Origin of the sequence: Georgenia thermotolerans, assembly GCF_009193185.1 — a bacterium.
Classification (GTDB): Bacteria; Actinomycetota; Actinomycetes; order Actinomycetales; family Actinomycetaceae; genus Georgenia; species Georgenia thermotolerans.
The window spans coordinates 1-21,221 of the sequence record NZ_VUKF01000007.1 but is presented as its reverse complement, the minus strand read 5'-3'; the positions used below and the strand labels follow the sequence as shown (position 1 = coordinate 21,221).

Genomic DNA, 21,221 nt, shown 5'->3' with positions numbered 1-21,221 from the left:
GAGACATCGTGAAACGTCGTGTCCTCGCCGCGGTCGCGGCGATCGTCCTGGCCGTCCTCGGCGGGGTCCTCGTGCTCACCTACGTCGCGGGCGCCGACCAGCGAGCCCTGGCCGGCATGCAGCCCGTCGACGTCCTCGTCGTCACCCAGCCCGTCCCCCAGGGGACGCCCGCCGACCAGCTCGGCGGCGCCGTCGCCCTCACGGAGCTGCCCGCCACGGCCGTCGCGGACGGCGCCCTGACCACGCTCGACGACCTCGCCGGGCAGGTCACGACCACGGACCTGCAGGTGGGCGAGCAGCTCCTCGCCGCCCGGTTCGCCGACCCCTCCGTCGTCGACACCGGTGCGGTCGAGATCCCCGCCGGCATGCACCAGGTCTCGGTCCTCCTGGACCCCAGCCGCGTCGTCGGCGGCCGGGTCCAGCCCGGCGACCTCGTGGGCGTGTTCGTCTCGCTCACCGAACCGGCCCGCACCCGCCTGACGCTGGACAAGGTGCTGGTCACCGCCGTCCAGGGCGGCGTCGCACCGGCCCCCGAGACCGAGGGCGACGCGGCACCCGCAGCGGACGCACCCCCCGGACCCGACGTCGCCCCCACCGGGGCCGTCATGGTCACCCTGGCCGTCAACCCGCCGGACGCCGAACGTCTCGTGTTCGCCGCCGAGCATGCCACCGTCTGGCTCTCCCTGGAGCCCGAGGACGCCACCACCGACGGCACCCGCATCGTCACCGAGGAGAACGTGTACCCATGAGCCACGTCGTGCTGGCCACCGCCTCCCCCGAGCTCGCCGCCACCGTCGCGGCGGCGACCGGCGGCGCATACGTGGCCCTGCCCCAGCTGCCCACCACGCCCGGAGAGGTGCTCGCCGTCGCCGGCGGCCTGCCCGAGGCCGTCGTCCTCGACGCGCGCACCGCCCCCGACCAGGTGCTCGACGTCGCCGCGGGTCTCACCGCCATCTCCCCCGGCATCGGCATCATCCTCGTCAGCGACTGCCCCGCCGAGGTGGGCCTGGCGGCGATGCGAGCCGGCGTCCGGGACATCCTCACGCCGGCCGCCGACGCCACCGAGATGCGCGACGCGCTCGGCCGCGCCGCCCAGCTCGCCCGCCCGCAGACGCCCCCCGCAGGGCTGCCGCTGACCACGGACGCCGGCGCCGAGGGCAAGGTCATCACGGTCGTCTCGCCCAAGGGCGGCGTCGGCAAGACCACCGTGGCGACCAACCTCGCCGTCGGGCTGGCCCGCACGGTGCCGCACTCGACCGTCCTGGTCGACCTCGACCTGCAGTTCGGCGACGTCGCCAGCGCCCTCAACCTCGACCCCGAGTACTCCCTGGCCGACGCCGTCCACAACCCGGCCCGGCGCGACACCATGGTGCTCAAGACCTTCCTCACGCTGCACGAGACGGGGCTGTACGTGCTGTGCGCGCCGGAGTCGCCGGCGGCGGCGGACGGCATCTCCGGCGACGACGTGGGCCGGCTGCTGCAGGCCCTGGCCTCGCAGTTCCGGTACGTCGTGGTCGACACCGCCCCGGGTCTCAACGAGCACACTCTCTCCGCGCTCGACCAGACCACCGACCCGGTGCTGCTGACGAGCATGGACGTGCCCGGCGTGCGCGGGCTGCGCAAGGAGCTCGACACCCTCACCGACCTCGGCATGTTCGCCGAGGGCCGCTTCGTGCTGCTCAACTTCGAGGACCCCGCGAACGGGCTCTCCATCGCCGACGTCGAGGCCACCATCGCCCGTGCGGTCGACCTGACGCTGCCGCGCTGCCCGGCCGTGCCCGCGTCGGTCAACCAGGGCGTCCCTCTGCTGCAGGTGGGCGGCAAGAACTCCATGACCCGCCAGCTCGGCCGGCTCGTGGAACGCTTCGCCGGCGTGCCCACCCTTGTGGCGAAGCCGGGCCGCCGGCGCGGCCGCCACCGCGGCGTCAAGGTCGGCGCCTGATGAACCTCGCCCAGCGCCTGCGCGCCACCGGTGCGCACGCGGCCGACCACCCTGGCTCTGACCTCGCCCCGACGGGCACGACCGCCGCCACGCCGGACGACGGCGCCACGCGGCACCGGGCCGGCGGGCGGCGCGCGGCCGCCGCGGAACCGATGCTCGGCCCGGGCAGCCCGTTCGCCGCTCCAGCCGAGGGACTGCCCCTCGCCGCGACGGCCCCGACCGCACCGGCCGCTCCCGCTGGTGCGGCCCCCCTCGGTGACGTGCCGGGGCCGCCTACCTTCGCCGTCGTCCCGCCCTCCCCCGGCACGCCCGCCGCCAACGTCGCCGCCCCGGCCACCGAGCGCGCCACGCTCTCCGGCCGCCGCGCTGCGGGCGCCACCGCCGTCTCGGCGACCGCGGCGCCCAGCGACGCCCTGGGCCGGCTCAAGGACCGAGCCGCCACGGCGCTGTTCGAGCGCATGGGCGCGCGCCTGACCGACCCCTCGCTGAGCGAGGACCAGCTGCACGCCCTGGTGCGCGCCGAGCTCAACCAGGTGGTCGAGGAGGAGAAGGTCCCGCTGACCGGGGATGAGCGCAAGCGCCTCATCCGCGACGTGCAGGACGACGCCCTCGGCCTCGGCCCGCTCCAGCGCCTGCTCGACGACGACTCGATCACCGAGATCATGGTCAACGGCCCGGAGATGGTCTACGTCGAGCAGCACGGCAAGCTCTCCCGCAGCCCGGTGCGGTTCGCCTCCGAGGAGCACCTGCGCCGGATCATCGAGCGCATCGTCTCCAAGGTCGGCCGGCGCATCGACGAGTCTTCCCCGCTCGTCGACGCCCGCCTCGCCGACGGCTCGCGCGTCAACGCGGTCATCCCGCCGCTGGCGTTCAACGGCTCCTCCCTGACGATCCGGAAGTTCGCGCGCGACCCGTTCCAGGTCCACGACCTCATCCGCTTCGGCACGATGAGCCCGGAGATGGCCGAGCTCCTCCACGCCTGCGTCGAGGCCCGGCTCAACATCATCGTCTCCGGCGGCACCGGCACCGGTAAGACCACCCTGCTCAACGTCCTCTCCTCGTTCATCCCCGAGGGCGAGCGCATCGTCACCATCGAGGACGCCGTCGAGCTGCAGCTCCAGCAGGAGCACGTCGTGCGGCTGGAGGCCCGGCCGGCCAACACCGAGGGCAAGGGCGAGATCACCATCCGCGACCTGGTCCGCAACTCTTTGCGCATGCGGCCCGACCGCATCGTCGTCGGCGAGGTCCGCGGCGGGGAGTCCCTGGACATGCTCCAGGCGATGAACACCGGCCACGACGGGTCGCTGTCCACCGTGCACGCGAACTCGCCGCGCGATGCCATCGCCCGCCTGGAGACCCTCGTGCTCATGGCCGGCATGGACCTGCCGCTGCGGGCCATCCGCGAGCAGATCGCCTCCGCCGTCGACGTCATCGTCCAGCTCACGCGCCTGCGCGACGGCACCCGCCGGGTCACCGCCGTCACCGAGGTCCAGGGCATGGAGGGCCAGACGGTCACCCTGCAGGACGCCTTCCTCTTCGACTACTCCGCCGGCGTCGCCCCCGACGGCCGCTTCCTGGGCACCACCCGGCCCACCGGCGTGCGCCCCCGGTTCACCGACCGCTTCGCCGAGCTCGGCATCTCGGTCTCCCCGCGGGTGTTCGGCGTCCCGGAGGAGTGGACGCTGCGATGATCCAGCTCCAACTGGGCCTGGGCGCCCTCGTGCTAGGTCTCGGCGTGGCCGTCTACCTCCTCCTCGGCCCGCGCCCCGCGCGCCTGCCGCTGGACCGCCGCCGGCTCGGCGCCGCCCCGAGCCCGGGACTGCTCGCCGGGGCCGCCGCGCTCACCACCGAGGCGGCCGCCAAGGCGCTGCAGCGCCGCCGCGCGGGGGCCGGTGTCGCGGCGCTGGAGCGGGCCGGGATCAAGAGCCGCCCGCAGGACCTGCTCGTGCTGCTCGTCGTGGGGATGGTGGTCGCCGGCGCGGTCGGGGCCGTGCTCGCCGGTCCCCTGCTGGGGCTGGTGCTCGCGGCCCTGGTGCCCGTCGGAGCGCGGGTGCGGGTCGGCATGCTCATCGGCAAGCGGCAGGCCGCCTTCGCCGACCAGCTCGACGACTCGCTCCAGCTCATGGCGTCCAGCCTGCGGGCCGGGCACAGCCTCCCCCAGGCGCTGGCTTCGGTGGCGCGGGAGTCCGAGCAGCCCACCTCCGAGGAGCTCGCGCGGGTCATCAACGAGACCCGGGTGGGCCGCGAGCTCGGCGAGGCGCTGGCCGAGACCGCCGCCCGGATGGGCAGCGAGGACTTCGACTGGGTCACCCAGGCCATCGCCATCAACCGGGAGGTGGGCGGCAACCTCGCCGAGGTGCTCGACGGCGTGGGCCGCACCATCCGCGAGCGCAACCAGATCCGCCGCCAGGTCAAGGCCCTGAGCGCCGAGGGGAAGCTCTCCGCGATCGTCCTCATGGCGCTGCCGTTCGGCATCGTCGCGTTCCTGCTGGTGGCCAACCCCGCCTACCTCGCCAAGTTCACCCAGAGCCTGCTCGGTTACGGGCTCATGGGGCTCGCCGTCGTCCTGCTCGTGGTGGGCGGGGTGTGGCTGAGCAAGACCGTCAAGATCAAGTTCTGAGAGGACGCCCGTGCCCGCCCTGGTCCTAGGTGCCGTCGCCGCGCTGACTGCGGCGATCGCCGTGCTGGTCTGGCTGCTGCTCGCCGGCCCGAACACCGCCCGACGGCGCACGGTCGTCAACCTCCAGCGCGGCTTCGAGCGGAGCGACCCGGCCGCCGCCGAGCTGGCCGCGGCGGGGCTCGCCTCCGACGCGGGCGGGCTGGCCGCGCTCGCCCGCCGGCTCACCCCCGGCGCGTCGATCCGGCTGCTCGACCGGCTCCTCGCCCGTGCCGGCCGCCCGGCGGCCTGGCCCCTGGACCGGCTGCTGGCCGGCAAGCTGCTCCTCGGCCTGGGCGCCGCGACGCTCGTGGTGCTCTATGCCTCGGCGCGGCCGGGCGCGCTGACGCTCCTGATCGGCTCCGTCGTGGTGGTGGTCGCCTACTTCCTGCCCGAGCTGCTCCTGCACAGCCGCGCCCAAGAGCGGGGCGAGCAGATCCAGCTCGAGCTGGCCGACACCCTGGACCAGATGACCATCGCCGTCGAGGCCGGGCTGGGGTTCGACTCCGCCATGGCCCGGGCGGGCAAGAACGGCCGGGGCCCGCTGGCCGAGGAGCTGGTCCGCACCCTGCAGGACATCCAGGTGGGCCAGTCGCGCCGGCAGGCCTACGAGTCGCTGGCGACCCGCACCGACGTGGCCGACCTGCGCCGGTTCGTGCGCGCCGTCGTCCAGGCCGACACCTACGGCATCGCCATCGGCGAGGTGCTGCGCACCCAGGCGAACGAGATGCGGCTCAAGCGGCGCCAGCGCGCCGAGGAGAAGGCCATGCAGATCCCGGTCAAGGTGATCTTCCCGCTGATCCTGTGCATCCTGCCGGTGCTGTTCATCGTGCTCATGGGTCCGGCGGCGATGGACATCATGGAGGCGTTCAGCGGCTGACGCCGCGGCTGGGACGCCGCGGGCACCGCCGGACCAGCCGGCGGCCGAAGTAGATGAACAGCCCGCCGCCGGCGAGGAGCCGGGCGACGGCGTAGAGGAACGGCCCCGTCACGCCGTCGGCCCCGCGCCACACTCCCACGACGAGGCCGGCGACGACGAAGCCGGCGCCCGCCACGACCATGATCCAGCCCAGGACCGCCCGGCCGAGCTCCCGCTCAGCCACCGAAGCCGATCTTGTGCCCGCGCTGCGCGCGCAGGCGCGCGCCCTTCTCCTGCGCGACCTGGCGCAGCCCCTCCTGGTAGGTGACCATCTGCTCCCGGACCCGGGCGGCGTCGTCGTCGCTGCCGGAGCCGAGGATGCGGGCCGCGAGCAGGCCGGCGTTCTTCGCCCCGCCGACCGACACCGTGGCGACCGGCACGCCGGCAGGCATCTGGACGATGGACAACAGCGAGTCCATCCCATCGAGGTGCTGCAGCGGCACCGGCACCCCGATCACCGGCAGCGGGGTGACGGCGGCGAGCATGCCGGGCAGGTGCGCCGCGCCGCCCGCGCCGGCGATGATCACCCGCAGACCGCGCTCGGCGGCGCTGCGGCCGTACTCGAGCATCTCGGCGGGCATCCGGTGCGCCGAGACGACGTCGACCTCGGCCTCGACGCCGAAGTCGGCCAGGACGTCGGCGGCCTCCTCCATCACCGGCCAGTCCGAGTCCGAGCCCATGACGATCCCGACGACGGCGCCCACGTTGCCTCCCGCTGCTCTGGCCGGCGGGGCCCCGCCGGCTCCTGGCGTCAGTCAACCACCGCCCGCCGACGGGCGGCGGGGCCGTTCATTCTCGGCGCAGCCCGCGCCGCGCCGCCCCCGGGCTGGCACGCTGGGTCGGGCACGTACCGGCCCTCCGAAGGAGCATCGCCATGGACGTACCCCTCGCGACGGCGGCCACCGCCTTCGCCGGCGCCACGGCGTTCGGCGGCCTGACCGCCGTCTCCACCGAGACGCCCTGCCGGCCCTTCGGTCGCACGGTGCCCGGCTCGGCCGCCGTGCAGCAGGGCCTGGGACTGGGCACGGGGCTCTCCGCGCCGTGGCCGCTCGCGGCCGGCGCGCTGTGGCAAGCGCTGCTCGGGGACGCGGAGAGCCCGCTGCCCGGCCGGGTCTGCGCCGTCATGGGCGGTGCCGCGTTGCTCGACACGCTCGTCCAGCCGTCGACCTGGCGGCCACGCTCGGTCGGGGCGGCCGTCGCCGTCGGGCTCAACGTGCTGACCGCGAGCGCGCTGCTCACCGCCGGCGTGCTGTCGGCGCGGGCGGCCGCCCGCAAGCAGCTGCCCTCGGCCGGTGGCTGGTCGGGAGCCGCCGCGGCGCCGGCTGCGCCGGACCAGCAGACCCGCCGGGCGTAGACCCGGCGGATCTTCACGTCGCGTGCCTCGTCTGGTAATTCTCCACGTCGAGCGTGCGGCAGTCCCCAGGTGCGGAATCGCTAGGTGAAGACCTCGTAAGGGATATCCGTACTTTCTCTTCAGCCAGCAGCGCGAGACGCGCCCAGGCTTCTCCCGAGGCGCGTCGGGGTCAGCGGTCCACGGTGTCCAGGTCGCCGGCCGCCAGGTCCTCGCCCTCGACGTGCTCGTCCCCGCGCAGCAGCGCGACGGCGGCGTGGGCGGTGGCGCGAGCCTGCGCCAGGTCCGCGCCGGTGACGGTGACGTGGCCGAGCTTGCGGCCCGGGCGGACCTCCTTGCCGTACAGGTGCACCTTGGCCTGGGGGTAGCGGGCCAGGAGGGTGGGGTAGGCCGCCCGGGGCTCCTCGAGCTGCGAGCCGAGCAGGTTCACCATCACAGCGTGCTCGGCGGTGGCCGCCGTCTCTCCCAGCGGCAGGTCGAGCACGGCGCGCAGGTGCTGCTCGAACTGGCTGGTCACGGCGCCGTCGATGGTCCAGTGGCCGGAGTTGTGCGGGCGCATGGCGAGCTCGTTGACCACGAGGCGGGAGGTGCCGTCGTCGTGGTGGACCTCGAACATCTCCACCGCCAGCACGCCGGTCACGCCGAGCCCGGTGGCGATCCGCTCGCCGATCTCCTGCGCCCGGGCGGCGGTCTCGGCCGACAGGCCCGGCGCGGGCGCGAGCACCTCGCTGCACACGCCGTGCTCCTGGATGGTCTCCACCACCGGCCAGGCGCGGACCTCGCCGTCGCCGTCGGCGCCGCCGGAGGGCCGGCGGGCGACCAGCACCGCCAGCTCCCGGGTGAACGGGACCTTCTCCTCAGCCAGCAGCGCGTCGCCGGGCGCGAGGGCGGCGAGCCAGTCGGCCGCCTCGGCGGCGTTGTTCACGACCCGCACCCCCTTGCCGTCGTAGCCGCCACGGGCGGTCTTGACGACGACGGGCCAGCCGGTGGCGTCGCCGAACTCGGTCAGCTCCGCCTCGGTGCTCACCGCGGCCCACGCCGGGCAGGGGGCGCCGACCTCGGTGAGGCGGCGGCGCATGACGATCTTGTCCTGGGCGTGGACGAGGGCGGCGGGGCCCGGGCGCACGGGCACGCCGTCGGCCTCCAGCTCGCGGAGGAGGTCATTGGGCACGTGCTCGTGCTCAAAGGTGAGGACGGCGGCCCCGTCGACCAACTTCCGGATGGCGGCGGCGTCGTCGGCCGCGCCGACCGGCGCGTCCGGGACCACCTGCGCGGTGGAGACCGTCGGCGACTCGACGAGCACCCGCAGGTGCACCCCCAATGCGATGGCCTGCTGCTGCATCATCCGGGCCAGCTGGCCCCCGCCCACGACTGCGACTACCGGTGCTCCCACGAGCATCGACTGTAACGGCGTCTAGGCTTCGGGGGTGACCGTGTCCCGCTCTGCCGACGCCGGGAGTCGCCCGGCGGCGGCCCCGAGCGCCGGCGTGCCCGCCGGCCCTGGCATGCCCGAGTCCGCTCCGGCCGCCGTGTCCGCTGCAGCTGCAGCGCCGGCCGCGCCCGCTGCCCGGCCCGGCCTGGTGCATCGGCTGACGCGCGGGCAGAGCCTGGGCGCCTGGCTGCTCGAGCTCGTCCGCTTCGGCGCGGTCGGCGGCGCGGCGTTCGTCGTCGACGTCGGCCTGTTCAACCTGCTGCGCTACGGCCCCGGCGAGCTGCTCGGCGACAAGCCGCTGACCGCCAAGGTGATCTCCGTGGCGGTCTCGGTGCTCGTGGCTTGGCTGGGCAACCGGTACTGGGCCTTCGCCGGCGGCAAGCGCTCCTCCCGGGCCCGGGAGCTGGCGATGTTCATCGCCGTCAACCTCGGCGGGATGGCGATCGCCGTCGCCTGCCTCGCGGTCAGCCACTACGTGCTCGGCCTGACCTCGCCGCTGGCGGACAACATCGCCGCCAACGGCGTCGGCCTGGTGCTCGGGACCGCCTTCCGCTACGTCTGCTACCGCTACCTGGTCTTCACCGGCTCCCCGCGCCGCGCGAGCGCGTAGCCCAGCGCCGCGGCCGCCAGCGCCACGCCCCACAGCGGCCACAGCAGAGTCGGTCCGACGGCCGCCCAGCTCTCCGCGAGGACCCCGGCCGGCTCGTCCCGCACGCTCAGCAGCATGCTCGCACCGGCCGGGACGACGAGGAGGGCGACGGCGCAGGCCGGCACGACCGCGGCGGCGACGGGCACCGGGCGTCCGCCCAGGCCCGGGATCCATCGGGGGAACCGCCGCCCCCAGGGGCGGGTGAGGCCGATCGTCAGCCAGGCGCCGACCAGGCCGAACGCGCCCAGCCACACCCCGGCGACGAGGTCGCTGCGGCCGGCCTCCCAGAACTCCCTGTCGATGCCGAGCGGGTAGACCATCCAGACGAACCGGCTCAACGCGTACAGGGCCGGGACGAGGGCCGCCACGTACGCCGCGACGCGCCCCCACCGCGCCGCGGCGGCCGGGGTGGTCCAGCGCGCCGAGTGCCCCGGGACGGCGGTGGCCCGCTGGTAGGCAAGCACGGCGCCCGCCCACAGCCCCAGGCCGACGGCGACGACGAGCTCGAGCAGCAGCCCCGCGGTGAGTGCGGCCTCCAGGCTCGCGCGCATCTCGGCGCTGAACGGCGCGGTGACCACCAGCAGCGGGAGGTAGCCGACCAGGGCGAGGAGCTCGGCGTCGAGCAGCGTGAGCGCCGCGACCGTCAGCAGCCCCCAGGCGAGCGCCAGGACGGCGCCTCGGCCCGCCCGCGCGGCCGTGAGTCGCCCGCTGCCGGCCAGAGCGCCGGCGCGGAGCATCCAGGCCCCGGCGGCGGCCACCAGGACGGCGAGCGCGGTGACCGCGGTCAGGAGCACCCGGGGCGGGACGTCGTCGACGAGCGCGGGAAAGCCCGTGGGTCCGGCGCTGCCGACGGCGACCTCGGCGCGGGTGGCGAGCAGGAGGACACCGACCAGGGCGACGGCGGCCCAGTAGCCGGCGGCGACCAGCGGCACCCACGGGCGCCGACGGGTCGGCGCGTGGCGCGTCGGGCGCGGCAGGCGCGGCGGCCGCTCGGCGGCGACCGGCGGGTGGGGCGATGGGATGTGACGAGGCGTGGTTTCCATGCGGACCACGCTGCCGGGCCCGCGCCGGGCGCGGATCACCTGGGCGGGTGAACGGGCTCGGCGGTGCTCCCCCGGCTGGGGGACGGCGCCCCCTAGGGCGTCAGGGCGTCGGGCCCGGTTCGACGAAGCCGGCCTCGTACGCCGCGATGACCGCCTGCGTCCGGTCGCGCGCGCCGACCTTGGCCAGCACGTTGGCCACGTGGGTCCGCACGGTCTCGACGCCGAGGAACAGCTCGGCGGCGATCTCGGCGTTGGACCGCCCGGCGCACATCAGCCGGAGCACCTCCTGCTCGCGGCCGGTCAGGCCGGCCCGGGTCAGCCGGTCGGCGCCCGAGTGCACGCGCCCCGCGGCCAGGCGGCGCAGCGCGGCCGGGAAGAGCAGGCTGTCCCCGCGGGCCACCACCCGCACCGCCTCGATGACCTCCTCGGGCCGGGCCCGCTTGAGCAGGAAGCCGCTGGCGCCGGCGCGCAGCGCGTCGAAGACGTAGTCGTCGTTCTCGAACGTCGTGAGCACGAGCACTTGCGGCCCGCGCGCCCCGGCCCGCTCGGCCCGCTCGACCAGCACCCGGGTCGCCGCGATGCCGTCCACGCGCGGCATCCGCACGTCCATGAGCACGACGTCGGGCGCCAGCCTGCCCACCGCGTCGGCGACGCCCGCGCCGTCGGCCACCTCCCCGACCACCTCGAGTTCCGCCTCGCCCTCGAGGATGACCCGGAGCCCGGCGCGCACCAGCGCCTCGTCGTCGACCAGCAGCACCCGCACGCTCATCGCGCCACCCCCTCGTCAGGCAGGTGCGCGCGCAGGCGCCACCCGCCGTCGGCCGGCCCCCATCGCACCGCGCCGCCGAGCAGGCCGACCCGCTCGCGCAGCCCGGCCAGCCCCCGCCCGGCGCCGCGCCGGCGCCACCGGCCCGTCGTCGCCAGGTCGTTGTCCACGCGCAGCTCCAGGCCGCCGTCGCCTACCTGGACGCTGACGGCCAGGCGCCGCCCGCCGTGGCGCAGCGCGTTGGTCACCGCCTCGCGCAGGACGGCGAAGGCCTCCCGGGACGTCACCGGCGCCAGCGCGGCGAGCGCGGCCGGCTCGGGCAGCTCGAGGGTGACCTCCGCGCCCGCCCGGCGCGCCTCGGCGACGAGCGCGGGCACGTCGGCGAGCGTCCGGACGGGGGCGTCGTCGTCCCGGTCCTGGCGGTCCTCGCCGGCGCGCAGCAGGCCGAGGACACGGTCGAGGTCGGCGACGGCGGCCCGGCCGGTCTCCTCGATGGCCGCCAGGGCGCTCCGGGCGAAGGCGGGGTCGCGGTCGAAGGCCCGCGCCGCGGCGGCGGCCTGCAGGGTGGTGATGGTCAGGGCGTGCCCGACCGTGTCGTGCAGCTCCCGGGCGAGCCGGTTGCGGGCGGCGAGCCGGCGCTGGCTGGCCTCGAGCGCGGCGATGCGCTCGGCGGCGGAGGGACCGAGCAACGTCGTGGCGGCCCGTCGCAGGACGGCCCGCAGGCCGGCGACGACGTAGGCGGGCACCGTCACGAGCACGAGCGCCACCGGCACGGCGAGCACCGGGGGGAGCCCGGCGAGGATCCCGAGCGGGGCGCGGAGCAGCTCGCCCCGGTCCAGCTGCCACACCAGCAGCGCGACGCCCATCGGCACGGCGCCGAGGACGGCGAAGGTCGCGATCCCGCCTGTGGCGAGGTGCAGCAGGTACCAGGCGGCGCCGCGCGCCCGGGCGTTCGGCGAGGGGGCGGGCTCGGGTGGCACGTCGGCGTCGAGCAGGGCCCGGGCGGCGTGGCGCTCCAACGCGTGCACGGGGCGCAGGGCGACCGGGGCGAGGGCGATGACGGCGGTGACCGCGACGAGCGCCACCACCGCGGCGGTGGGCACGGTAGGGTCGGCGGCCATCTGGGCGAAGCCGACCACCAGCACGACGTAGGCGCCCAGCAGGATGCCGCCGACGACGAGGAAGACGCCCGCGCGCAGGGTGGACCCGCTGGTGAGCGGCGCGAGCAGGGGCATGGCGGCAGTGTGGCAGGGCCCGGGGCCGCCGGTCCTCCCCCGCGCGGGGGACGGCGGCGACGACGACCACGGCGCCCGCCCTGCGCCGTCGTCCATCCCACACCGCGAGGAGGGGCAACCCGGCGGGCTGACGTCTCGCGACCGACTTGACGCGTCGCGACCTACTTGACGCGTCGCGACCTACTTGACGTCTCGCCGCTGTCGGGGCGGGTGGCTCAGCGGCGCCGGCGGCGCCGCCCGACCGAGACCAGCGCCCCCTGGGGCAGCACGACGTCGGGGTCGAGGGACTTCGGCACGGCGTTGAGGAAGATCGTGAACACCGGCGGGCGGCGCTGGCTCAGCTCGAGCCGGCCGCCGTCGGCGGCGACGAGGTCCTTGGCCAGGGCCAGGCCCAGCCCGGTGCCGGAACCGCCGGAGACGTGCTTGGTGAAGATGTCCGGCGCGAGGTCGTCGTCCACGCCCGGGCCCTCGTCGGAGACGTCGATGAACACGCCCTGCCCGCCGGACGCCTCGCGGGTGACCACCTTGGTGGCGCCGGCGCCGTACTTCAGGGCGTTCTCCAGCAAGGTGGCGAGCACCTGGGCGAGCGCGCCGGGGGTGGCCAGCACGGCGAGCCGGGCGGCGTCGTCGAAGACGAGCTGACGCTTGGCGCGGCGGAAGGGCCGGCCCCACTCCTCTTCCTGCTGGGCGAAGACCTCGCCGAGGTGCACCGCCTCGGTGGTGCCGCCGCCGGCGGAGCGGGAGGTCTTGAGCAGGTCCTCGACCACCCCGGTCAGGCGCTCGACCTGCTCGAGGGAGACCCGGGCCTCCTCGCGGACCTCCTCGCTGTCGCTGAGCGCGAGGATCTCCTCGAGCCGCATGGACAGCGCGGTCAGCGGGGTGCGCAGCTGGTGGGAGGCGTCGGCGGCGAACTGCCGCTCGGCGGCCAGGCGGCCGGCCATGCGGTCGGCCGTGCGCACGAGCTCGGCGGCCACCAGGTCGATCTCCTCGATGCCCGAGGGCTTCAGCCGCGGGCGCACCTGCCCCGAGCCGATCTGCTCGGCGGAGGCAGCCAGGTAGATCAGCGGCGCGGAGAGGCGTCTGGCCTGGTGGCGGGCGAGCAGGATGCCCATCCCGAGCGCGACGGCGGCGCCGAAGATGACGAGCAGCACCACCTGCGCCGAGCGCCAGGTGATCTCCCCGGCGTCGACGTCCATCCGGACCGTCGCGCCGGAGGGGGTGATCTGCAGGGAGCGGATGACCCGGTCGGTGAACACCGGCCCGGCGCGGAACTGCTCGCCGGTGGGGCTCTGGACGAGGATCGAGGCCTCGAGGTTGCTCACCCCGCCGACCCACGGCTCGAGCATGTCCTGGTCGAGCTCCTCGCCGGACACCAGCCGGCGCTCGACCGAGCGGCCGAGCTGGGAGACGCGCTGGTCGAGGCTGGCCTGCTCGGAGTCCCAGACGAAGATGGCGCCCAGGACCGCCATGGGCACGCCCAGCAGCAGCACCGCCACCGTAACGGCCACGACGATCATCTGGACCGCGCGGCGACGCACGGCGGGCTAGCTCCCGGCTGTCTCGAACCGGAAGCCCATCCCGCGCACGGTGGTGATGTACTTCGGGTCGTTCGCGTCGTCGCCGAGCTTGCGCCGCAGCCACGACACGTGCATGTCGAGAGTCTTCGTCGAGCCGGTGGGGTCGGTGCCCCACACCTCGCGCATGAGGGTCTCGCGGCCGACGACGGAGCCCGCCTCGCGCACGAGCACGCGCAGCAGCTCGAACTCCTTGGCGGTCAGGTGCAGCTCGCGCGAGCCGCGGAAGGCGCGGTGGGCGGCGACGTCGACGCGCACGTCCTGGGCGGCGAGCTCGTCGTCGTCGGTGACCTCCCCGCCGGCGCGGCGCAGCAGGGCCCGGACGCGGGCGAGCAGCTCGGCGAGGCGGAAGGGCTTGGTGACGTAGTCGTCGGCGCCGGCGTCGAGCCCGACGACGAGGTCGACCTCGTCCGCGCGGGCGGTGAGCACGAGGATCGGCAGCGTCAGGCCCTGGCTGCGGATGTTGCGGGCGACGTCGAGGCCGTCCATGTCCGGCAGGCCCAGGTCGAGGACCACGAGGTCGGCGCCGTTGGACAGGTCGTCCAGGGCAGCTTGCCCGGTGCCGTGCGGCCGCACGTCGTAGCCTTCCCGGCCGAGGGCCCGGGCGAGGGGCTCCGAGATGGCCGGGTCGTCTTCAACGAGCAGCACGTTAGTCACGCGGCGATCATAAGCCAGAGCGTCAAGTTTCGGTCAAGTCGGTGTCACAGGCGGGCGTCGTCGCAGGTCACGAGGTTGCTGGGCGACGGCCGGAGGCGGGTCGCGGCGCTGTTCGCGCGCCGTTCACCGGGTGTTTGCGGCGTGGTTGCCTGCCGCCCCGGTCCGCTGGGTCCGCTCGCGGCCGCCGTCCCCCCGCTTCGCCACCGCGAATCCCCGCTCGCCCCGCCGAGCCCTCGCCCGAGCGGGCGCCGGCTCACTCCGGGATGCGGCGCAGCTCGATCGGCCGGACCTCGCCCAGCCCCTGCAGCTCCACGCCCTCGCGCGGGACCATCGTGTAGTGCCGCGCCGCCGGGCTGGCGGCGAGGGCCTCGGCGGTGTCGCGGTCCATGAGGATACCGCCCGGCGGGGCGACGTCGACGAGCCGGGACGCGAGGTTGACGGTGGGTCCGAAGACGTCGCCGTTGCGCGAGAGCACCCCGCCCCACACGAGCGAGGCGCGCACGGGCAGCATGTTCTCCTTGGCGTGCAAGGCCGCGATGAGCTCGACCGCCACGTCCGCGGCGACGGTCAGGTCGTCGGCGACCCACAGCACCGCGTCGCCGATCGTCTTGACCACCCGCGCGCCGTGCGTGGTGATCACGTCGCGGGAGGTGTACTCGAAGGTCTGGACGAGGTCGGCCAGCGCCCGGGTGCCCAGCTCGGTGGAGCGGCGGGTGTAGGCGACCATGTCGAGGAAGCCCAGGGCGCGCTGCAGCGGCATGTGGAAGGGGTCGGTGCTCGGGCGCCGGCTCTCGGAGACCTCGGCGTCGGTGCGGGCGATGAGCGCGGCGAGCTGACGGCGCCAGGAGTAGTCCAGCTGCGCCTGCAGCACCTCCGTCACGCCGGTGATCCGGTCGAGGACCACGAGCCGGGCGGAGACGTCGTCGAGGCTGCGCCGCCGGGCGACGCCCTCCACCAGCGCCTCGGTCTGCCACAGCGCCAGCCGGTCGGTCATGTGCGACTGGGCACGCAGCAGCGAGATCGCCGTGGTGGTGTCGATGGTGTCGTCCTCGATGAGCGTGGCCATCGAGCGCAGCGCCCGGACGTCGTACTCGCCGAAGATCACGCTGGTGTCGCGCACGTTGGGAAAGCCCATCGCCTTCCAGAAGGTGCGCGCGAACTCCACGCTCACCCCGGCCCGCTCGGCCAGCTCGACGATCGTCATGGTGCGCGGGCCGCCGAGCATCGCATCGATCCGGGCGGTGACGGTGGACGACGGCGGCTCCTGGGTGTCCGGGACGTCGATGCCGTCGTCGAGGCCGTCGCTGCCGGGCGCCGGCGGGACCCCGGGCGGCGGCGGGCCCCCGGCCTCGGCGTGCACGCCGTCCGGCAGCGCCTCGGTGGGGACGGGGGTGGCCGGGTCGTCGGAAGGCGTACCCGGTCGAGGATCGGGTGCGGTCCTGCCTGTATCCGTGCTCACACGGCGAGCCTAACGCGCGTCCCTGGGAGGACTTTCGGACGTCGGTCACGCCCCGCACGGGCGGGCGCGGCCGGCCGCGGCGGGCGCTCACCGAACGGTGTATCGAGCCGGTCCGGTCCGGCTACGGACTCCCCCGCCGGCCTCAGGCCCCGGCGGTGCGCATGTGCAGCACGTCGCCGGCGCGCACGGTGGTGCGCTCGCCGTCGGCCGTCCGGACGACCAGGTGGCCATCGGGGTCGAGCTCCACCGCCACGCCGGTGACCGAACGCTCGCCGGGCAGCTCGGCGCGCACCCGCCGCCCCAGGGTCACGCACGCCCCGCGGACCTGCTCGGCCAGGCCGGCGGCGTGCGCGTCGCCGTCGAACTCCTCCCAGCGGGCCACGAGCGCGGCGAGGTGCCGCCCGCACGCGAGCAGCACCTCCGAGACGGTCGGGCGGGCGGCCGCGCCAGCCCGTCCGGCGGCCAGGTGCAGGGAGGTCGCCCACGGCACCGGCAGCTGGCTCTCGGCCTGGGCGACGTTGACGCCGATGCCGATGATGACGCCGGGCTCGGCCTCCGGGTGGGCCTCGGGCAGCACCTCGGCGAGGATGCCCGCGACCTTGCGGTCGGTGCCCCAGCCGTCGATCTCCTCGTCTCCGGCGCGCAGCACGAGGACGTCGTTGGGCCACTTCACCCCGGTGGGCAGCCCGGTCAGCTCGGCCGTCGCCCGCTTGACCGCCAGGCCGGCGAGCAGCGTGACCCAGGCGAGGCGCCCGGCGGGCACCCGGGGGCGCAGCAGCACCGAGGCGGTCAGGGCGGTGCCCGGCGCGGTGACCCAGGTCCGCCCGGCCCGGCCGCGCCCGGCGTCCTGGGCGTCGGCGACCAGGACGGACATGTGCGGCCAGGCGGCAGGGTCGGCCGTCGCGGCCTCCCGCAGGTCGGTGCTCGTCGAGCCCGTGCGGTCCACGTGCAGCACGTGGGTGAAGGGCCTCAGCTCGTGCGCGGTCATGCCACCAGGGTGGCATCCCGGTCGTCGGCGAGGGCGGCATCTCGACCCCGCGAGGCTCGGGCCGTTCGATCAGGCGGTCCAGCGGCCAGCCGGACCCAGAACGCCATATCTGGTGTTAGCCGGCGGGAAGCGGCTCCGCCTCGACTCCGAGGGCGGAAAGGGCGTCACCCAGGTACGGGGCCAGCGCAGTGTGTCCCTTCTGGGTGAAATGCAACCCGTCCACCAGCTCGCCCGCGACACCGGCGTCGGCGACCCAGGATGTCGCATCGATGAACGGCACGTCTTCTTCCGTGGCCACGGCCGCCAGGACGGCGGCCGTCTTCACCCTCAGCGACCTCGGGTCACCGGCCTGGTTGAGCGGGCCAAGCATGAGGACCTCAGCCTCTGGATACTCCTCCCGCACGAGGCGGATCGCCTCCCGGGCCGCGGCGCTGATGTCTTTGGCCGGGTCGAACGCATCATTCCCGCCGCCCTCGAGCACCACGAGCTGGACGTGGTCCGCCGGCGGCAGGTTATACAGCCCCTCACGGAGGGACGTGACGTAGTTGGGATGACCGTCCTGGTCGCCGTGGGCGGGGCGGTCGTGCACGTACCCGGTGCCGGGATATCCGACGATGACTGGTTGGAAGCCTGCCGACCTGAGACCCTGGGCAACCCACGTCTCCAGTGCTCCGACACCGAAGCCACCCATCGCCTGAGAGTCCCCGATGACCAGAGCGAGCGGATTCCTGGATGGCAGCGTGACCGCCGGTTGGGGCCGATTCAGCACCTCTGTCGGCGTGGGATGGGTCCGAAGAAGCGTGACCGCAACCAGCGCAAACGAGACGAGTGCGAGCGAGCCGACAACACCCAGCGTGCGGCCCTTGCTCCGCTGGCGTGAGCGACCAGACCGGCGTGGGCGCGGCATGCCGCGCATCATTCCACGTCACCGGACAAAGGCTCTGCCGCCCGGGCGGTGCCCGGATTCGGCGGCCACGTTGTGATCTCGAGCCCGAAGAGTGCGAACCGCGCCCCTGGTGACATGCCGTCCACAGCGGTCGGCCCCGGCTGACCACCGAACATCGACGTAGTGGTCGAGGAGGTCAGGCAGGCCGTCACGCGGGCGGCCGTAGCAGCGTGGCCCTGGTGGCCACCGTCGCGGCCCGGACGACCGTGATCCCGGTTGTGGGAACCACACAACCCGGCAGCACCAGACCCGCGCATGTGTGCAACCAGGTGGTGGGGATGCGACAAGTACGCTGTCGCAAGTGACCGATTCGACCTCCTCCGCGACCGCGGCTCCGCCGTCCTCCAGCACCGAGCACAAGCTCCAGTCCCTCGCCGAGCGCACCGCCCGGGACCTCACGGGACCGGCCGAGGCGGCGGCGGAGAAGCAGCACAAGCGCGGCAAGAAGTCGGCCCGCGAGCGCATCGAGGCCCTGCTCGACCCGGGCTCGTTCACCGAGCTCGACGCCTTCGCCACGCACCACTCGACGAACTTCGGGCTGGAGAAGAAGCGCCTGGCCGGCGACGGCGTCGTCACCGGCTTCGGCACCGTCGACGGGCGCCAGGTCTGCATCTACTCCCAGGACTTCACCGTCTTCGGCGGCTCGCTCGGCGAGATGCACGGGCAGAAGATCACCAAGGTCATGGACATGGCGCTGCGCACCGGCGTGCCGCTGATCGGCATCTCCGACGGCGGCGGCGCCCGCATCCAGGAGGGCGTGGCGGCGCTGACCCAGTTCGCCGAGATCTTCCGCCGCAACGTCGCCGCCTCCGGGGTCATCCCGCAGATCTCGCTCATCCTCGGCCCCTCGGCCGGCGGGGCGGTCTACTCCCCCGCGCTGACCGACTTCATCGTCATGGCCGAGGGCACCTCGAACATGTTCATCACCGGCCCGGACGTCATCAAGGCGGTCACCGGCGAGGAGGTCGGCTTCGAGGAGCTCGGCGGGGCGGCCACCCACGCCCAGCGCTCCGGGGTGGCCCACTACCAGGCCGCCGACGAGGACGACGCCCTGGACTACGTCCGGGCGCTGCTGGCGTACCTGCCGAGCAACAACCTCTCCGAGCCGCCGAGCTGGCCGGTGCCGCCGGCCGAGGCGGAGGCCGCGCTGGAGGTCACCGACGCCGACCGCGAGCTCGACACCCTCGTGCCGGACTCGGACAACCAGCCCTACGACATGCGCACGGTGATCGAGCACGTGCTCGACGACGGCGAGATGCTCGAGGTCCAGCCCGGCTACGCGCCGAACATGATCACCGCGTTCGGGCACGTCGAGGGCCGCCCGGTGGGCGTCGTCGCCAACCAGCCGCTGCAGATGGCCGGGACGCTGGACATCAACGCCTCGGAGAAGGCGGCGCGGTTCGTGCGCACCTGCGACGCGTTCAACATCCCGGTGCTGACCTTCGTGGACGTGCCGGGCTTCCTGCCGGGCACCGACCAGGAGTGGAACGGCATCATCCGCCGCGGCGCCAAGCTGATCTACGCCTACGCCGAGGCCACCGTCCCGCTGGTCACGCTCATCACCCGCAAGGCCTACGGCGGGGCGTACATCGTCATGGGCTCGAAGAAGCTCGGCGCGGACGTCAACCTCGCCTGGCCGACCGCGCAGATCGCCGTCATGGGCTCGGGCGGCGCGGTGAACATCCTGCAGCGCCGGGCCCTGCAGAAGGTCGCGGACGAGGGCGGCGACGTCGAGGCCGAGCGGGCCCGGCTCGTGGCCGACTACGAGGAGGCGCTGGTGAACCCCTGGGACGCCGCCGAGCGCGGCTTCATCGACGGCGTGATAGCGCCCGCCGACACCCGTGTGCACGTGGTGAAGGCGCTGCGGGCGCTGCGCACCAAGCGGGCCGCCGGGCCCGCCAAGAAGCACGGGAACATCCCGCTGTGAGCGCCGTGAGCCTGGTCCGCCGCGACCGCCACCGCGCCGTGGCCCCGCCCGTGCCGGTCACGCCCGCCTCCCCCGCGGAGTGGTCGTCGGGCGGGGAGGACGACGTCGTCGCCCTCGCCCTGGCCGCGCCGCCCGCCCCCGCCGCGCCGGCTCCGCCGGCCGCGCCGCCCGACGTGCGGGTGGTGCGCGGGCGGCCCGACGAGGTCGAGCTCGCCGCGCTGGTGGCCGGGATCGTCGCGGCCCGCGGGCTGGCGCACGAGGCCGGCGGCGGGCCGGACGAGGCGGCCGAGACCGGACGGGGCCGCTGGGCCGACCACGGCCGGGTGATCGGCGCGCCGCCGGCCCCCGGCGCCGACGCGTGGCGCTGGTCCCTCCACCCCTGAGCCGTCGCCCCCGCGAGACGTCAAGTGCGTCGCGAGACGTCAAGTTCGGCGCGAGGGGTCAATCCGGCGAAGAGTCGGGCGGTCCGCCGGCCGAGCGCGGCTCCACGGGCCGATCCAGGAACCGACCCGAGAGCGGATGATTGAGGGGCTTGACCTCAACCGCGCTTCACCTTGTGGAATCGCGGGCATGCGCGCCATCCGCCTTCACGAGTTCGGTCCGGCCACCAACCTGGTCCTCGACGAGCTGCCCGACCTGACGCCCGCCGCCGGCCAGGTGCGGGTGGCGGTCGAGGCCAGCGGGGTGCACCTGCTGGACACCAGCCTGCGCCGCGGGGAGCCCGGCCCCATGCCGGCACCCGAGCTGCCCACGATCCCGGGACGCGAGGTGGCCGGCGTGGTCGACCGGGTCGGCGCCGGCGTGGACGGTTCCTGGCGGGGCCGTCGGGTCGTGGCGCACCTGGGGCTCGTGCCCGGCGGGTACGCCGAGCAGGCCGTGACCGGCGTCGCGGCCCTGTTCCCGGTGCCGGACCACGTGTCGTTCCCCGACGCCGTCGCCGCGGTGGGCACCGGCCGCACCGCCCAGGGCATCCTCGAGCTCGAACCGCCCACGCCCGACGACGTCGTGCTGGTCCCCTCCGCGGCCGGCGGGCTCGGCTGGCTGCTGGCCCAGGCCGCCCGGGCGGTCGACGCCACCGTGGTGGCGGCCGCCGGCGGCCCGGCGCGGGTGGCCGCGCTGGCCCCGCTGGATGCAGACCTGGTCGCCGACTACACCGGGCCGGGCTGGGCCGAGACGGTCCGGGCGGCCACCGGCGGCGTGACGCTCGTGTACGACGGCGTGGGCGGGGACGTGGGCCGGGCCGCCCTGGAGCTGCTCCGGCCGGGCGGCCGGCTGGTGATGTTCGGCCACTCCGCCGGGGAACCGACCCGCTTCGACACCGACGACGTCGTCTCCCGCGCGATCAGCGTCGGGTGGAGCCTGGGGCCGCGGATGCAGAGCCTGCCCGGTGGGGTCCCGGGTCTCGCCGCCCGCGCGCTGGACCGGGTCGGCGCGAGCGAGTGGCGCCCGCTCGTCACCACCTACCCCTTGGCCGAGGCAGCACGCGCGCACGCGGACCTCGAGGCGCGCCGCGCGCTGGGCAAGGTGGTGCTAGTGACTGGTCGACAGTGGGCGCTCTCAAGGGGTGAGTGCATAGGCCTGGGACGTTTTCGTCCTGGAGGGCTGCGGGTGTGGGTTCGCATGCGGGGTTGGAAGTGCGTGGGCTGGCGGTGGATCTGCTGGCCGAGGGGCATCCGG

General features: G+C 74.9%; 21 protein-coding genes. 10 read left to right on the top strand and 11 right to left on the bottom strand.

The window, feature by feature from the left end:
* Nucleotides 1–8: 8 nt before the first annotated feature.
* Genes cpaB through GD970_RS04720 form a run of 5 tightly spaced genes read left to right on the top strand, consistent with a single transcriptional unit; the run spans nucleotide 9 to nucleotide 5,478 of the window.
* A complete protein-coding gene (gene cpaB / locus GD970_RS04740) occupies nucleotides 9–749 on the top strand; it encodes a Flp pilus assembly protein CpaB (protein WP_152201433.1) in 741 nt (246 codons plus the stop codon).
* The gene (locus GD970_RS04735) at nucleotides 746–1,942 is read left to right on the top strand and encodes an AAA family ATPase (protein WP_152201431.1); all 1,197 of its coding nucleotides are present in this window, start codon (nucleotides 746–748) and stop codon (nucleotides 1,940–1,942) included. Before cpaB ends, GD970_RS04735 begins: the two co-directional genes overlap by 4 nt.
* Nucleotides 1,942–3,633, top strand: coding sequence for a CpaF family protein (locus tag GD970_RS04730; RefSeq protein ID WP_226925163.1), 1,692 nt, complete (start codon nucleotides 1,942–1,944; stop codon nucleotides 3,631–3,633). The genes GD970_RS04735 and GD970_RS04730 overlap by 1 nt, the downstream gene beginning before the upstream one ends.
* Nucleotides 3,630–4,562, top strand: a complete 933-nt coding sequence (locus GD970_RS04725) for a type II secretion system F family protein (protein WP_152201428.1) — start codon at nucleotides 3,630–3,632, stop codon at nucleotides 4,560–4,562. Before GD970_RS04730 ends, GD970_RS04725 begins: the two co-directional genes overlap by 4 nt.
* 10 nt (nucleotides 4,563–4,572) lie before the next feature.
* Complete coding sequence (locus GD970_RS04720; RefSeq protein WP_152201426.1) at nucleotides 4,573–5,478, top strand: type II secretion system F family protein; 906 nt, start codon at nucleotides 4,573–4,575, stop codon at nucleotides 5,476–5,478.
* On the opposite strand, the gene GD970_RS04715 is transcribed toward GD970_RS04720, so the two are convergent.
* Both GD970_RS04715 and purE read right to left on the bottom strand, forming a co-directional pair.
* Complete coding sequence (locus tag GD970_RS04715) at nucleotides 5,468–5,701, bottom strand: hypothetical protein (protein WP_152201423.1); 234 nt, start codon at nucleotides 5,699–5,701, stop codon at nucleotides 5,468–5,470. The two genes, GD970_RS04720 and GD970_RS04715, sit on opposite strands and share 11 nt — an antisense overlap.
* Nucleotides 5,694–6,197, bottom strand: coding sequence for a 5-(carboxyamino)imidazole ribonucleotide mutase (purE, locus tag GD970_RS04710; protein ID WP_152201633.1), 504 nt, complete (start codon nucleotides 6,195–6,197; stop codon nucleotides 5,694–5,696). The genes GD970_RS04715 and purE overlap by 8 nt, the downstream gene beginning before the upstream one ends.
* Nucleotides 6,198–6,391: 194 nt before the next feature.
* Between purE and GD970_RS04705 the strand changes: the two genes are divergently transcribed.
* Complete coding sequence (locus GD970_RS04705) at nucleotides 6,392–6,871, top strand: hypothetical protein (protein ID WP_152201421.1); 480 nt, start codon at nucleotides 6,392–6,394, stop codon at nucleotides 6,869–6,871.
* A gap of 169 nt (nucleotides 6,872–7,040) precedes the next feature.
* Here the strand turns inward: GD970_RS04705 and GD970_RS04700 are convergent, their stop codons facing one another.
* Nucleotides 7,041–8,261, bottom strand: coding sequence for a 5-(carboxyamino)imidazole ribonucleotide synthase (locus GD970_RS04700; RefSeq protein WP_152201419.1), 1,221 nt, complete (start codon nucleotides 8,259–8,261; stop codon nucleotides 7,041–7,043).
* Between the two features lie 187 nt (nucleotides 8,262–8,448).
* Here GD970_RS04700 and GD970_RS04695 point away from each other — a divergent pair, with 187 nt between their 5' ends.
* Nucleotides 8,449–8,910 carry a GtrA family protein gene (locus GD970_RS04695; RefSeq protein WP_226925162.1) on the top strand — a complete coding sequence of 154 codons (462 nt, stop codon included), beginning with the start codon at nucleotides 8,449–8,451 and terminating at the stop codon, nucleotides 8,908–8,910.
* Here GD970_RS04695 and GD970_RS04690 read toward each other — a convergent pair.
* The 8 genes from GD970_RS04690 to GD970_RS04655 all read right to left on the bottom strand — a co-directional run bounded on the left by GD970_RS04690 (nucleotide 8,868) and on the right by GD970_RS04655 (nucleotide 17,578).
* Nucleotides 8,868–9,992, bottom strand: a complete 1,125-nt coding sequence (locus tag GD970_RS04690) for a hypothetical protein (RefSeq protein ID WP_152201416.1) — start codon at nucleotides 9,990–9,992, stop codon at nucleotides 8,868–8,870. The genes GD970_RS04695 and GD970_RS04690 overlap by 43 nt on opposite strands.
* Nucleotides 9,993–10,092: 100 nt before the next feature.
* On the bottom strand, nucleotides 10,093–10,761 hold the full coding sequence (locus GD970_RS04685) for a response regulator transcription factor (RefSeq protein WP_152201413.1): 669 nt from the start codon (nucleotides 10,759–10,761) through the stop codon (nucleotides 10,093–10,095).
* Nucleotides 10,758–11,993, bottom strand: a complete 1,236-nt coding sequence (locus tag GD970_RS04680) for a sensor histidine kinase (protein ID WP_152201411.1) — start codon at nucleotides 11,991–11,993, stop codon at nucleotides 10,758–10,760. The genes GD970_RS04685 and GD970_RS04680 overlap by 4 nt, the downstream gene beginning before the upstream one ends.
* A 215-nt stretch (nucleotides 11,994–12,208) precedes the next feature.
* On the bottom strand, nucleotides 12,209–13,531 hold the full coding sequence (locus GD970_RS04675; protein WP_152201409.1) for a sensor histidine kinase: 1,323 nt from the start codon (nucleotides 13,529–13,531) through the stop codon (nucleotides 12,209–12,211).
* A 6-nt stretch (nucleotides 13,532–13,537) separates the two neighbouring features.
* The gene (locus GD970_RS04670) at nucleotides 13,538–14,224 is read right to left on the bottom strand and encodes a response regulator transcription factor (RefSeq protein WP_152201407.1); all 687 of its coding nucleotides are present in this window, start codon (nucleotides 14,222–14,224) and stop codon (nucleotides 13,538–13,540) included.
* A gap of 253 nt (nucleotides 14,225–14,477) precedes the next feature.
* On the bottom strand, nucleotides 14,478–15,683 hold the full coding sequence (locus GD970_RS04665; protein ID WP_152201404.1) for an adenylate/guanylate cyclase domain-containing protein: 1,206 nt from the start codon (nucleotides 15,681–15,683) through the stop codon (nucleotides 14,478–14,480).
* Between the two features lie 142 nt (nucleotides 15,684–15,825).
* Nucleotides 15,826–16,671, bottom strand: a complete 846-nt coding sequence (locus GD970_RS04660; protein WP_152201401.1) for a biotin--[acetyl-CoA-carboxylase] ligase — start codon at nucleotides 16,669–16,671, stop codon at nucleotides 15,826–15,828.
* 115 nt (nucleotides 16,672–16,786) lie between these two features.
* Entirely contained in the window at nucleotides 16,787–17,578 is a 792-nt protein-coding gene (locus tag GD970_RS04655; protein WP_226925175.1) for an SGNH/GDSL hydrolase family protein, read from the bottom strand.
* Nucleotides 17,579–17,918: 340 nt separating this feature from the next.
* Between GD970_RS04655 and GD970_RS04650 the strand changes: the two genes are divergently transcribed.
* From GD970_RS04650 to GD970_RS04640, 3 genes are all read left to right on the top strand, one after another.
* Entirely contained in the window at nucleotides 17,919–19,544 is a 1,626-nt protein-coding gene (locus GD970_RS04650; protein WP_152201397.1) for an acyl-CoA carboxylase subunit beta, read from the top strand.
* Entirely contained in the window at nucleotides 19,541–19,927 is a 387-nt protein-coding gene (locus GD970_RS04645; protein WP_152201387.1) for an acyl-CoA carboxylase subunit epsilon, read from the top strand. The genes GD970_RS04650 and GD970_RS04645 overlap by 4 nt, the downstream gene beginning before the upstream one ends.
* Before the next feature lie 187 nt (nucleotides 19,928–20,114).
* Nucleotides 20,115–21,221 (top strand): zinc-binding dehydrogenase (locus tag GD970_RS04640; RefSeq protein ID WP_152201384.1); only part of this gene is annotated, 1,107 nt, incomplete at its 3' end.

Bases quoted from the DNA above. Each gene is read 5' to 3' on its own strand.
- purE (WP_152201633.1), bottom strand. From the start codon at position 6,197: ATGGGCTCGGACTCGGACTGGCCGGTGATGGAGGAGGCCGCCGACGTC.
- GD970_RS04705 (WP_152201421.1), top strand. From the start codon at position 6,392: ATGGACGTACCCCTCGCGACGGCGGCCACCGCCTTCGCCGGCGCCACG.
- GD970_RS04690 (WP_152201416.1), bottom strand. From the start codon at position 9,992: ATGGAAACCACGCCTCGTCACATCCCATCGCCCCACCCGCCGGTCGCC.
- GD970_RS04660 (WP_152201401.1), bottom strand. From the start codon at position 16,671: ATGACCGCGCACGAGCTGAGGCCCTTCACCCACGTGCTGCACGTGGAC.
- GD970_RS04685 (WP_152201413.1), bottom strand. From the start codon at position 10,761: ATGAGCGTGCGGGTGCTGCTGGTCGACGACGAGGCGCTGGTGCGCGCC.
- GD970_RS04730 (WP_226925163.1), top strand. From the start codon at position 1,942: ATGAACCTCGCCCAGCGCCTGCGCGCCACCGGTGCGCACGCGGCCGAC.
- GD970_RS04735 (WP_152201431.1), top strand. From the start codon at position 746: ATGAGCCACGTCGTGCTGGCCACCGCCTCCCCCGAGCTCGCCGCCACC.
- GD970_RS04725 (WP_152201428.1), top strand. From the start codon at position 3,630: ATGATCCAGCTCCAACTGGGCCTGGGCGCCCTCGTGCTAGGTCTCGGC.
- GD970_RS04680 (WP_152201411.1), bottom strand. From the start codon at position 11,993: ATGCCCCTGCTCGCGCCGCTCACCAGCGGGTCCACCCTGCGCGCGGGC.
- GD970_RS04655 (WP_226925175.1), bottom strand. From the start codon at position 17,578: ATGCCGCGCCCACGCCGGTCTGGTCGCTCACGCCAGCGGAGCAAGGGC.